The 12507-nt window shown below is 59.0% G+C and carries 13 protein-coding genes; 11 read left to right on the forward strand and 2 right to left on the reverse strand.

Going from position 1 to position 12507, the window contains the following annotated elements; translation table 11 throughout:
* The first annotated feature begins 21 nt into the window (after nt 1-21).
* Together C7H10_RS14305 and C7H10_RS14310 are read left to right on the forward strand one after the other, a co-directional pair.
* Nucleotides 22-2301: an ATPase, T2SS/T4P/T4SS family gene (locus C7H10_RS14305; RefSeq protein ID WP_106695416.1), complete on the forward strand. Its 2280-nt coding sequence runs from the start codon at nt 22-24 to the stop codon at nt 2299-2301.
* Complete coding sequence (locus C7H10_RS14310) at nt 2298-3401, forward strand: ATP-binding protein (protein ID WP_106695417.1); 1104 nt, start codon at nt 2298-2300, stop codon at nt 3399-3401. The genes C7H10_RS14305 and C7H10_RS14310 overlap by 4 nt, the downstream gene beginning before the upstream one ends.
* Here the strand turns inward: C7H10_RS14310 and C7H10_RS14315 are convergent.
* Nucleotides 3387-3704 (reverse strand): EscU/YscU/HrcU family type III secretion system export apparatus switch protein, encoded by a 318-nt coding sequence (locus C7H10_RS14315; protein ID WP_106695418.1) that lies wholly within the window; start codon nt 3702-3704, stop codon nt 3387-3389. The genes C7H10_RS14310 and C7H10_RS14315 overlap by 15 nt on opposite strands.
* The gene (gene fliK, locus C7H10_RS14320) at nt 3701-5098 is read right to left on the reverse strand and encodes a flagellar hook-length control protein FliK (RefSeq protein WP_244178290.1); all 1398 of its coding nucleotides are present in this window, start codon (nt 5096-5098) and stop codon (nt 3701-3703) included. Before fliK ends, C7H10_RS14315 begins: the two co-directional genes overlap by 4 nt.
* A gap of 135 nt (nt 5099-5233) precedes the next feature.
* On the opposite strand from fliK, the gene ccmA reads away from it, so the two are divergent.
* From ccmA to ccmI, 9 genes are read left to right on the forward strand one after another with little or no spacing between them, the layout of a single operon-like run.
* Nucleotides 5234-5869 (forward strand): cytochrome c biogenesis heme-transporting ATPase CcmA, encoded by a 636-nt coding sequence (gene ccmA / locus C7H10_RS14325; RefSeq protein ID WP_106695419.1) that lies wholly within the window; start codon nt 5234-5236, stop codon nt 5867-5869.
* Complete coding sequence (ccmB, locus tag C7H10_RS14330) at nt 5862-6587, forward strand: heme exporter protein CcmB (RefSeq protein WP_072677645.1); 726 nt, start codon at nt 5862-5864, stop codon at nt 6585-6587. The genes ccmA and ccmB overlap by 8 nt, the downstream gene beginning before the upstream one ends.
* A 53-nt stretch (nt 6588-6640) precedes the next feature.
* The gene (gene ccmC, locus C7H10_RS14335; RefSeq protein WP_106695420.1) at nt 6641-7384 is read left to right on the forward strand and encodes a heme ABC transporter permease CcmC; all 744 of its coding nucleotides are present in this window, start codon (nt 6641-6643) and stop codon (nt 7382-7384) included.
* A gap of 3 nt (nt 7385-7387) precedes the next feature.
* Nucleotides 7388-7624: a heme exporter protein CcmD gene (gene ccmD / locus C7H10_RS14340; RefSeq protein WP_106695421.1), complete on the forward strand. Its 237-nt coding sequence runs from the start codon at nt 7388-7390 to the stop codon at nt 7622-7624.
* Between the two features lie 14 nt (nt 7625-7638).
* On the forward strand, nt 7639-8118 hold the full coding sequence (gene ccmE, locus C7H10_RS14345) for a cytochrome c maturation protein CcmE (protein ID WP_106695422.1): 480 nt from the start codon (nt 7639-7641) through the stop codon (nt 8116-8118).
* A gap of 36 nt (nt 8119-8154) precedes the next feature.
* Entirely contained in the window at nt 8155-10161 is a 2007-nt protein-coding gene (locus tag C7H10_RS14350) for a heme lyase CcmF/NrfE family subunit (protein WP_106695423.1), read from the forward strand.
* Entirely contained in the window at nt 10158-10694 is a 537-nt protein-coding gene (locus C7H10_RS14355; protein ID WP_106695424.1) for a DsbE family thiol:disulfide interchange protein, read from the forward strand. Before C7H10_RS14350 ends, C7H10_RS14355 begins: the two co-directional genes overlap by 4 nt.
* Complete coding sequence (locus C7H10_RS14360) at nt 10694-11179, forward strand: cytochrome c-type biogenesis protein (RefSeq protein WP_425269124.1); 486 nt, start codon at nt 10694-10696, stop codon at nt 11177-11179. Before C7H10_RS14355 ends, C7H10_RS14360 begins: the two co-directional genes overlap by 1 nt.
* 36 nt (nt 11180-11215) lie before the next feature.
* Nucleotides 11216-12493: a c-type cytochrome biogenesis protein CcmI gene (gene ccmI / locus C7H10_RS14365; protein WP_106695425.1), complete on the forward strand. Its 1278-nt coding sequence runs from the start codon at nt 11216-11218 to the stop codon at nt 12491-12493.
* Nucleotides 12494-12507 lie beyond the last annotated feature (14 nt).

Raw genomic sequence — 12507 nt, forward strand, 5'->3', positions numbered from 1 at the left:
AGCTGTCACAGGCGCTGCTGAATGAAGAAACTCTACCCGAGAGCCGCCGAGGCTCTCAATGCTGTAGACCGGCGGGCGTTCGTCTCCGGTGTTGATATTGGCCCCTCGATTACTGGCCATTCCATTCCCAAAGAAGAAACCGTTGAACATCTGCTGGCACTTTGCCCGGAAATAGAGCCTGACCACGTGGTCATGCACATTGGCGGCGGGTCGGGCTATCTCACCGCCGTGCTCGCTGAACTTGCCTACCGTGTTCTTTACGTTGATCGTAATCCGGTCGTTGCCGAGAAGGCCAGAGAGCGTTTTACCCTCGGAGGTAAGCACAACGTCGAGGTGCTGGTTGCTGACGCGGGTAATGGGATACCAACCGACGAGCTATGTGACCTGATCCTGTGCACCACCTTTATTCCCGAGCCGGCGGCGATGGTGACCGTTTTGCGGGATGGCGGAAAACTGGTGTGCCTGGAAGGCCGGGCGGGCCCGGTGCCGAGCCTGGCCATGTTTCAGCGCAGTGGCACCCGAATTGAGCGGGTTCGAACCCTGGGTTGGGTGGATTTCAATCGCAATGCCGAACAGATCCTGATTGATCTGGGGATTGTGGACGAAGCGGTTCTGGCGCAGGCCCGGGCGGAAGCGGCCGGGAAGAACGAACGCATTCTGGATGTGGTCCGGCGCAAGCTGAACCTGGAAGAGATTGATCTTTACCGGTCCCTGGCCCAACAGCGGGGAATGACCTTTACAGATGCTGACGAAGTGCTTGGTAGCCTGCAAACCGAGCTGTTCAGACGGTTCTCCCGTACCTTCCTCGATCTTTCCCGGATGATCCCGGTGGCAGAGGAAGACGGTAGCCTGACCGTGGTCACCGATGACCCTGACGCCCACACCGATCAACTCGAGCGCCTGACACCCAGGCACAGGATCACGTGCCTGCTGGTCACGCCTACCGATTTCCGAAGAATCTGGTCAGCACTGGATCTGACCGTCAAAGGCAGCCGGTTTGTCGCAGAGCACGGCAAGACCGTTCCGGAAAACGAGAATGAACGCTCCCGGGACTTGCTGGGTGAGGATAAGGGTAACAACCGGAATATCAGCCCCTATCTGGTTTCGGTGTATGAGGCCATCCTGCTGGACGCGGTCAGTGAGAAAGCCAGCGACATTCACATTGAGCATTACGAAAACCGGGTTCGAATCCGGTTACGGGTGGATGGAGAGTTGCGCGACTTGCCGCAGTATCAGTTATCTGCCCGTGAAATCCGGGGTGTGATCAACGTGATCAAACTGCGGGCCGAACTCAATATTGCCGAACACCGTTTGCCCCAGGGCGGGCGCTCCCGCCTGCAGCTGGGAGATACCTCGTACGATCTCAGAATCCAGACCCAGCCATCGTTGCATGGCGAAAATGCCATCATCCGGTTATTGCCCCAGACCGGGCGGGCCATGACCATCGCCGAGCTCGGCATGTCTCCCGCTATTGGCAGCCGCTACCAACGGTTGCTGGATAACCCGGCAGGCCTGGTGCTGGTGGTCGGCCCGACTGGTTCGGGTAAATCCACAACCCTGTATGCCGGCTTGCAGACCCTTGCCGATGACGGCCGCCGTAAGGTGATCACGGTGGAAGATCCCATCGAGTATTCCATTGAGAACATCCAGCAAACCCGCGTGCGTGCGGACATTGGTTTCAGCTTTGCTGATGCCATGCGAGCCTTCGTGCGGGAAGATCCGGATGTCATTCTGGTGGGCGAAATCCGGGACCAGGAGACGGCTCTGGAAGCTATCCGGGCTTCCCAGACCGGGCACGTGGTGCTGTCGACACTGCATTGTAACGACGCCGTGGATTCACTCCAGCGCCTGTACGATCTCGGGGTTCACCCCAACTCCATCGCCGGTGAGCTGCTGGCGGTGATTGCGCAGCGTCTGGCCAAGCGCATCTGCAAACATTGTCGCAAACCGGCCAAACCGGACCCTGCCATTATGGCCGAGGTGTTCCCGGATGGCGCCCCTGCGGACTTCCGCTGTTTCGAGGGCAAAGGCTGCGACAAATGCAACGGCCGTGGCACCCAGGGGCGGGTGGCCATTATTGAGTATATGGAGGTGGAATCCGATATCCGGAACGCCATCTCCAGCCAGCCACCGATCGGTGAGCTGCGTTGGCGGGCACTGGATGCCGGTCTGGTAACCATGCGGGACAGCGCGCTGGATCACGTTATTGAGGGGATCATCCCGTTGTCTGAGTTGCCTCGCATCATACCGAGAGAGCGGATGGCACCGGAAGTTCGCGGCGGTCGCAGGAGTATCGGATGAAACAGAACAAACAAGCTGCCCGTTCGGCCCAGCGGGAACCGGCCGAGGTGACCTATCGGGAAGAGCTCGAAAAACTGATCGCGATGGATCCGGGCCCGATTCCGCCTGGCTGGCAAATGTCTCCCCGTGGGGTGGAAAAGTTCCTGCTGGGCGATGAGACGCTTGGCATCGAGCGCAAGTTCGTTGCCGATCGTGGTGTCGTGGTCCGTATTATTATTTCCCTGTGCACCAGCCGTGGTTGTTTGCTGGTTGGTGAGCCGGGAACGGCCAAGTCCTGGCTGTCTGAGCTGTTGGCGGCAGCCATCTCTGGCAACTCCACGTTGACACTTCAGGGCGGCGCCATCAGCCAGGTTAGCCAGCTCTTGTACAGCTGGAACGAAGCGATTCTGCACAGTGAAGGACCCACCCTGAACGCCCTGGTGCCAACACCACTGCTACGGGGCATGATGGAAGGGCGCCTGGTTCGCTTCGAAGAGATAGCCCGCTGCCCCCAGGCGTTGCAGGACGCCATACTGTCGGTATTGTCTGACCGGGTTGTGGTGATTCCGGAACTGGCCGGGGAGGAAGGGGTCATCCTGGCCCGGGAAGGGTTCAATCTGGTGGCGACCTCGAACAGCATCGATGAGGGTGTGCATAGCATGAGTGCCGCCCTCAAGCGCCGGATGGATTTCGAAGAAATTCGGCCTATCCGCTACCTGGCTGATGAAATGGACGTCGTCCTTCGTGAGGTAGCCAAGGCGAATCGGCGTGCCGGTGTCGAGGTGGCGCTGGATGAGCCAGTGGTTGAGGTGTTGGTGACGCTGTTTCACGAATTGCGCAACGGCCAGACCCTGGATGGACGAAGCACCGACCGCCTGGCTGGCGCCGCCCTTTCAACCGCCGAAGCTGTCTCGGTGGCCCACGCGGCCAGTCTGAACGCCTGGTACTACGGTGGCGGAGCCATGACTGTGGAGCACCTGATGCACCACATCATTGGTTCTGCACTCAAGGATCAGCCGGAAGACCGGCGGCGCCTGAAGCACTATTTCGAGACCGCAGTGGCGCCCCGCAAAGGGGATCACTGGCAGCAGGCCTGGGCCCTTCGCTCACTGATCAACTGAAGCGCTGCCCTCGGTTGGCCGGGCGTCTCCGGGCGTCCGGCCCCGAATGTGAAACGCGAAAGCGAGTATTTCCGCAATCACCCGGTAAAGCTCTTCCGGGATTTCCTCGTTCAACGACAGTCTGGCGAGAATGCTGGCCAACTCGGCATTTTCATACAGCGGCACGTCGTGCTCCCTGGCGATGCGGATAATCTCTTCCGCCAGTTCCCAGGTCCCGGTTGCTGCGATAACCGGTGCCCGTTCGCCTTCGTATTTCAGGGCGACGGCTGCCGGTATGGCCGTGTCAGTCTGTTTGTTCTTCATGCCTTGGTGTCCACCAGTCGGTGTTCCAGTCGGGTTTGTGTACGCTGGGGGCTGCCGCGCCGGCAATCCAGGTCTTTTACCTCTAGCCCCAGGTCGGTCAGGCTCTGCCGAAGCAGCGGCAGTTCTTCGTGTACCTGGCGCAGGGTGCTCTGCTTCTCTGCCCACACCTGTGCACTGACGGATGGATACCGGAAAGAAACGTCGAAGTGAAGCGGCCCGGCTTCGTCCAGATCCATGGAAAGCGCCAGTCGCCATTCACTGACAGTGGCATGACCGGTGGTTCTGGCAGACTCCTCGTCCCTTTCGTACTGTTCCAGCCGCAGTTGAGCCATTCGTGGTTCCTGCTGCGGCGTCAGCCAGGGCAATTCGATCAGTAGCGTGTTGATGGGTGTGCCGGGTTCGGCACCGGCCCTGGCAGTAAGCACCTGGCTATGGAGTTGATTGACGGTAATCCGGTTCAGCATGCCGGCCAGCAGGCGCAGGGCCTGTGCCACCGATATAGGTTCGGCCGTGCTGGATGATGAAGAAGCAGTGAAATTCGGGAATTGCAGAGGGGATTGAACCAGGTCGTGACTGGCAAGGGGGGTCAGCCGATTGAAGTGTTCGGGCCCCTGGCCCTGTGCAGCCAGGAGTGCACCTGCAACCCGAGCCAGGGCCAGCTTCAGATCGGTCGGCCAACCCTGGGCCTGGCTGGAATGCAACAACCTGGATTCTGCGAAAACACCACTTTCGGTTAGCCATTGCCGGACCTGTTGGGCAATACCATCGGTCTTGCCCACGCCGGGTGCCAGGGCATCCGAGCGGGGTAGGCTGGCAAGCAGGTTCTGCAGTTGTTGCTGGGCCAGGGCAGGCAAGGGCTGGGTGGCATTCCCGGCCGGTGGTTGGCCAGGCTGTAGCCCAGGCTTCAATCCACTGGTCAGGCTTTGCAGCAGTTGCCCGAGCCCGGCCTGCAAATTCTGTTGCCAGGGCAGCCTCTGGGCCAGTGCCCGCGCAATACTGGCATCTGGCCCCGGGGCCAGTTTGCCAAGCAGTCGCAGCTCGTTGCCGGCCCGCATCACCTTGATCAGATCGCCCGCGGACAGGCCCGCGGAATCCGGGCCGGTCGAGACCGCCAGGGCACGACCACGCAACTCCAGAAGCAGTTCATGGCCACCACCTTTCTGTTGAATAATGTCGGCCACACGGGCCAGGGCGGTTTCATTATTGCTGAGCCGGAGTTGCATTAGCTGCTGCTGTGCAGATTTGAGCGGGTCTGCCCGGGGCACAGACGTTGCACCGTCCCGAAGTTCAGGGGTAGCCTGCCCGGATGAGCTCCGGGCCGCAGGCGCGTCCGGTGTTTTGACTGGAGGTTGTCCGCCGTTCAGCTTCATTGTCATGGATTTGATGTCGGGCAAGAGTATTCCGGTAACGCTTTCGTTATAATACGCCGCGCTGGCTGTGAATGCCGTGATTTCATGTTGGTACCTGCGTGACCTTCATCCATGCACCCGATGCCTGCTGCGCATCCTTCGTCCTGAAACGGGGCCACGATGTCCGAGCCGTTACTACAGGCGGTTGATCTCGAGTGTGAACGGGATGAGCGCCTGTTGTTCCAAAACCTGTCTTTCTCCATAGTGCCCGGTACGCTCACCCGTGTCGAGGGCCCCAATGGCTCAGGTAAAACCACTCTGTTACGTATTCTCGCGGGTTTGAACGATGCCTGGTCTGGAGACATTCTGTGGTGCGGGCAACCCCGGGGGCATGATCGCGAGTCGTTTCACCGAAACACCCTGTACCTGGGCCATCGGCCTGGTATCAAACCATTGCTGACACCGATGGAAAACCTGCGGGCACTGATGGCGGGACGCCGCCCGGTCAATGACGAGGTGTTGGCCCAGGCCCTGGCCGGCACTGGCCTGGCGGGGTATGAACATGTTCCCTGTCGCAACCTCTCGGCAGGCCAGCAGCGGCGGGTCGCGCTGGCCCGGTTGCTGATTGCCGACGAACCCCTGTGGTTGCTGGACGAAGTATTTACTGCCATCGACGCGGATGGCGTTCAGGCCATTGAAACCCTGCTCAAGCAACGAGCGGCAGAGGGCGGCGCCATTCTGGTCACCACCCACCATGACCTTCAGGTTGAGGGGATGGGGCGTATTACCTTGGGCGGGGGGCAGTGTGATGAATAGCTCGGCTCACCCTTTGATAAAACCGGTGGAACAGGGCGTCGGGCCGCTCAGTGCCATGGTGGCGGTATTTGCTCGTGATGTCCGGGTCGCATTCCGGCAGCGGCAGGATTTGCTTAATCCTCTTTTGTTTTTCGTCATGGTTGTCACCCTGTTTCCCCTGGGTGTCAGCCCCGAGATAGGATTTCTGAAACAGTCTGGGGCGGGCATTCTCTGGGTGGCAGCGTTGTTGTCGGTGTTGCTGTCCCTTGATCATCTGTTCCGGCACGACTTTGATGACGGCACCCTGGAGCAGCTCGTATTGCAGCCACAGCCCCTGTTCCTGCTTATCCTGGCAAAAACACTGGCGCACTGGATGCTCACCGGGCTGCCATTGGTGGTGCTGACCCCGGTTCTGGGCGTTATGGTGCATCTGGACGGGAACTCTGTTGCAATTCTATGTCTAACGCTGCTGATCGGCACGCCGGTACTCAGCCTGATCGGCTCCATTGGTGCAGCGTTGACGCTGGGGCTACGCTCTGCGGGCGTGCTCTTGTCATTACTGATTATTCCGCTGTACATTCCCGTGCTGATTTTCGGTACCGGCACGGTGGCGGCAGCGGCTGAGGGTGCGCCGGTGGCCGGCTACCTGGCCCTGATGGGGGCATTTCTGGTGCTGGCCCTGACACTGGCCCCGTTCGCGTCCGCGGCAGCGTTGCGGATCAGCATGTCCAACAGTTAAACGCCCCGGGGCACGCCCGCTGGCAAAATGAACAGTAAGACGGTGACCAACTGATGTGGCAATGGTTTCACAAATTGGGTTCCCCCAAGTGGTTCTTCGGGATTGCGACCCGGTTTATGCCCTGGCTTCTGGCCGGTGGCTTGCTCCTGCTGGCAGCGGGGCTGGTTTGGGGCCTGGCGTTTGCACCCAAGGATTACCTGCAGGGCAATAGCTACCGGATTATCTTCATCCATGTGCCCAGTGCATTCCTGGCTCAGTCCATCTACATTTCCATGGCGGTCGCGGCTGTCGTGACCCTGGTCTGGCGCATGAAGCTGGCGGATGTGTTTGTCAAAGCCATTGCTCCGGTTGGCCTGATCTTTACCTTTCTGTCCCTGTTTACCGGCGCGGTTTGGGGTAAGCCAACCTGGGGAACCTGGTGGGTGTGGGATGCAAGGCTCACCTCGATGCTGATACTGCTGTTCCTTTATGGTGGTGTCATTGCCCTGGACCGGGCGATCAACGATGAAAAATCTGCCGCCCGCGCCGTCGCCGTCCTGGTCCTGGTGGGGGTAGTGAATATCCCGATTATCAAATACTCCGTAGACTGGTGGAATACGCTCCATCAGCCCGCCACTTTCAAGCTGACCGAAAAGCCCTCCATGCCCATGGAAATGTGGGTGCCTTTGTTGCTTTCCGTTCTGGGGCTGTACCTGCTGTTTGGCTGGTTGGCCTGTATCCGGATGAAGACCGAGATTCTGATCCGCGAGCAGAGAACCCGGTGGGTAAAAGACATGGTACTGGCAGGAAGGAAATGACCGATGGCGTTTGATTCGTTCTCAGCATTTATTGCGATGGAAGGCCACGGACCCTACGTATGGGTATGTTATGCGGTCTTTGCCGTTCTGCTTGCCGGCTTGATGATCTGGTCGGTGAAACGAAATCAATCGGCCCTGGAAGATTGCCAGCGCAGACATGACACAGAAAGCCGGGCATCTGCCAAGGCAACGGGCAAAGCAGCGGCAAGCTTTACCCGAGTTGAAATTCCCCAAGACTGAAGAGCAGGTAATTCATGCATCCGATTCGTAAAAAGCGACTGACCATTGTGCTGTTCCTGGTGGCCGGGCTTGCCATTGCCGTTGGCCTGACTACCTATGCTTTGCGTCAGAATATCAATCTGTTCTACGACCCCAGTGAAATCGCCGATGGCAAGGCGCCGGTGGATGTTCGCATACGGGCTGGCGGCATGGTCGAAGAGGGCAGCGTGGTGCGTGATCCGGAGAGCCTGAAGGTGGAATTCCGGGTAACTGATTACTCCGCCTCCGTGGCCATGGAGTATGTGGGTATCCTGCCGGATCTGTTTGCCGAAGGTCAGGGCGTTGTTGCCATGGGGCGACTCAACGCGGAAGGCCGGTTTGTTGCTGACCAGGTGCTGGCCAAGCACGATGAGACCTATATGCCGCCGGAAGTAGCCGAGGCCCTGGAACGGGCTTCGAAAGGCAGGCACCAGGCTGCCGACGTAGAGAAAGCCGCGGAATCCACCGCTTACTAATCAACGACTCCGACCCCCTGTTGCTGGAGGAACCCGATGTATCCGGAACTCGGACAGCTTGCACTTATTATCGCGCTGCTGCTGGCAGTACTCCTTTCTGTTGTCCCGTTAGCCGGGGCATTGACTGGCCGTGACAGCCTGCAGGCGTTTGCCCGCCCGCTGTCGACCGGTATGTTTGTTTTTACCGGCCTGGCTTTTGCCGTTTTGACCCATGCGTTCATGGTGGATGACTTCTCGGTTGCCTATGTCGCCAACAACAGCAACAGCATGTTGCCCTGGTACTACAAGTTCAGTGCGGTTTGGGGGGGGCATGAGGGCTCCCTGCTGCTGTGGATTCTGATGCTGGCGGGCTGGACACTGGCCGTTGCGGTATTCAGCCGGAAGTTGCCGTCTACCATGGTGTCTCAGGTATTGTCGGTGATGGGCATGATCTGTGTCGGGTTCTTCCTGTTCATTATCGTTACCTCCAATCCGTTTGACCGACTTTTGCCGAACATTCCGGCTGATGGCAGCGATCTTAACCCGTTGCTGCAGGATATTGGTCTGATTCTTCACCCGCCCATGCTGTATATGGGATATGTGGGCTTCTCAGTTGCGTTTGCCTTTGCCATCGCGGCACTGATAAACGGTAAACTGGATGCCGCCTGGGCCCGCTGGTCCCGCCCGTGGACAACGGTGGCCTGGGCGTTCCTGACCCTGGGGATCGCATTGGGAAGCTGGTGGGCCTATTACGAGCTCGGCTGGGGCGGCTGGTGGTTCTGGGACCCGGTTGAAAATGCCTCTCTGCTACCCTGGTTGTCCGGCACGGCGCTGATGCATTCGCTGGCGGTCACCGAAAAGCGCGGCGTGTTCAAAAGCTGGACCGTGCTTCTGGCCATCGTGACCTTCTCGCTGAGCTTGCTGGGTGCTTTCCTGGTCCGTTCCGGTGTGCTGACTTCGGTCCATTCCTTTGCCAATGACCCCGAGCGGGGTACGTTCCTGCTGGCCTTGCTGGGCATCACCGTGGTCGCCAGCCTGACCCTGTATGCTTTCCGGGCACCGGTGGTGCACGTTCGCTCCCGCTATGGCTCATTGTCACGGGAAATCTTCCTGCTGTTGAATAACGTGTTGCTGGTAGCGGCAACCATGCTGGTGGCGATCGGTACCCTGTACCCGCTGGTGCTGGATTACCTGAACCTGGGCAAGCTGTCGATCGGTGAACCGTTCTTCAACGCCACGTTTAGCCCTATGGCTGTGGCCACTGGCCTGTTGTTGGGCGCCGGGATCTTCTCACGCTGGAAGCGCACCGACGGTGGCTGGTTGGCCCGTAAGCTGCTCTGGCCCCTGGCGGTCAGCGTGCTGGTTACCACCGCAGTGATGCTGGTGTATGGCGGCTTTGTCCCCTGGGCCTTTGCCGGCGTATTCACCGCGGTCTGGGTAACTATGGCCACGGCTTGGGATCTATGGGACAAGTCCGCATCGAAAATGGGCCGCTGGTACGGTCTGAAGCGCCAGTCCCGCAGCTATTACGGCATGGTCTTCGGGCACCTTGGCCTGGCAATGGTCATTGCAGGGGCCACCGTGGTGTCCAATTATGGCATTGAGCGGGATGTCCGTATGGTGCCGGGTGGCTCAGCGGAAGTTGGTGACTACACTGTAGTGTTCAACTACATCGGTGATCGGCGGGGGCCAAACTTCACCGCTGAGTACGGCGAATTCGACGTGTTCCTGGATGGCAAGCACATTGCCAACCTGCACCCTGAAAAGCGTCACTATCCGGTGGGCATGAGTGTCATGACCGAGGCGGCAATCGACGCCGGATTGTTCCGGGATGTCTTTATCGCTATTGGTGAGCGCATCAGCGATGAAGCCTGGGCCATTCGCCTGCAGTACAAGCCCCTGGTTCGCTGGTTGTGGCTTGGCTCGTTGGTCATGGCCATCGGCGGTTTCCTGGCCATTTCAGACAAACGATACCGCATTCGAGTCCGATCAGAGGCCAAAGACGTCGCATCGACTGGTGAAGCCGACGCTTCGGGCAGTAAGCCTGCGGAGGCCAACGCATGAGACGGGTAATGCTCTTCATGCCCCTGGTGGTTGCCCTGGTGGTGGGAATCTTGCTGGCCTCCGGCATTGGCAAGGATCCCTCGGAACTGGAGTCGGCCCTGATCGGCAAACCGGTACCGGAATTCAACCTGGAAAACCTGCGGGAGCCAGGGGAAATGCTGGACCAGTCCCTGTTCCGGGGTGAAGTTTCCTTGCTGAACGTCTGGGCCGAATGGTGCCCGGCCTGCTGGGATGAGCATGAAGATCTGATGTGGCTGGCCAACGAAAAGGGGATTCGCATCATCGGGTTGAACTACAAGGACCAGAAAGAAAATGCGTTCCGTTTTCTTGGTCGCCTGGGCGACCCGTACCAGACCATTATTTTCGACCCACGGGGTACCCTTGGGTTTGATCTCGGGGTGTACGGCGCTCCGGAAACCTTCGTTATTGACGCCCAGGGAGTGGTTCGTTACCGCCACGTGGGCGTAGTCAACGAGCGGGTGTGGGAAGAGATCCTGTTACCTGTGATCAATCAGGCCAAGGGGAATAGCTGATGCGATTTATGACTGTGATCCTGGCAGCACTGCTGGCGTTTGCACTCCCTGTCTACGCAGAGGCGCCACCCGAATTCTACGATTTCGATACCCAGGCTGAGGAGCAGCGCTTCAGAAACCTGATTGCTGAGTTGCGTTGTCCCAAGTGCCAGAACCAGAACATAGCGGATTCCAACGCGCCTATCTCCAAGGATATGCGTGACCAGGTCTACCTGATGATGCAGGCAGGTGCCACCAATGACGAGATTGTTGGCTCTCTGGTTGACCGCTTCGGTGAGTTCGTCAAATACAAACCACCGGTTGATCGTCGAACCATCATACTTTGGGCATTTCCTGCCATTGCGGTGTTTGGTGGCCTGCTGATTGTTGCGGGTGTGGTGCTCAGGTCCCGGGGGCGGGATTCGAACGAGCCGCCGCTGAGCCCGGAGGAAAAAGCACGAGTCGAACAGATGCTGGCTGACAAGGATCAGTCGTCACGTAGCTGATTCCGGTAATACATTTTCAACTGTGATGATATCTCCATGACCGAAACATTCTGGATTGCCGCAACGGTACTCATTCTCCTGGCTTTGGCGTTTGTACTGTACCCGGTCTTTTTTCATCGTTCGAAAGCAAGACTGGAAACCGATCTGAGAAACCAGAATCTGCTTGCCTATCGCAGCCGGCTGAAAGAGCTGGATAACGAGCATGAGTCGGGTGTTCTCGATGACGAAACCTATGGACTGCTCAAAGACGAGCTGGCAGGTGCCATGCTGGATGACGTGCCGGAGAATGCGGTGCCGGAGAAACGCATTCCGGGGCGCCGAAGCGCGATGGTGGTGGGCTTGGCGACAGTCCTGTTGCTGCCTGCGGGTACGTTTCTGGCCTATGATCGCTGGGGAGCCATGGAGCAGCTTGAGCAGTACCTGACCATGCAGGAGATGAATGCGTCTGATGGTGAGCAGGTGGCCCGGGTATCGGAACTGGCCGAGCAGTTGCGCACCCGACTGGAGGCCAATCCGGATAATGCTGACGGTTGGGCTATGCTGGGCCAGACCTACATGCGCATCGAACGCTATGAAGATGCGGCCCGAGCGTTCCAACGGTTGGCGTCGGTTGTTGAAGAAGACCCGGCATCCAGCGCTGTCGCCCACGGTCTTGCCGCACAAGCTCTTTTCTTTACCACCCAGGGTGAGCTGACTCCGGAGGTTCTGGAATCTATTGAGGCGGCGCAATCGCTCAACCCGGATGAGGTGAACTCTTTGGGATTGCTTGGCATCAGCGCATTCAGCCAGCAGGACTATCGGGCGGCGATTGACTACTGGGAGCGGATTGTCGAGGTAGCGCCGGATCACCCGCAGATTGCCTCAATTCGCGGTGGCATTGACGAGTCCTACCGGCGCCTGGGGCAGCAGTCCCCAGCGTCAGAGCAACGCTCCGAACCAGAGGTGGCTAGTGGCCCGGGTGTTTCTTTGCGGGTATCGCTGGATGAAGATCTGCAGGACCAGGTCCCTGCCGATACTGCATTGTTCATTTTTGCCCGGTCAGCGGGTACCAGCCAGGGGGCACCGGTGGCGGTTGCCCGTCTGACCGCCGGCGCCTTGCCGGCGGATATCCGGCTGGATGACCGATATGCGATGTCTCCGGAAACCACCATTTCGGCCGAGCAGGACGTAGTGATTATTGCGCGCCTCAGCCGTAGCGGCAGTGTCAACCCGCAGCCAGGAGACTGGCAGGGCAGGGTAGAGGCGCAGGTGCTGTCAGCGGATGCCCAAGGTGAGCCCGTGAATCTGGTGATCAATCAGGAACTCACCAACTGAGCCTCCGAGTTCCC

The organism is Marinobacter shengliensis (genome assembly GCF_003007715.1).
Taxonomy (GTDB): Bacteria; Pseudomonadota; Gammaproteobacteria; order Pseudomonadales; family Oleiphilaceae; genus Marinobacter; species Marinobacter shengliensis.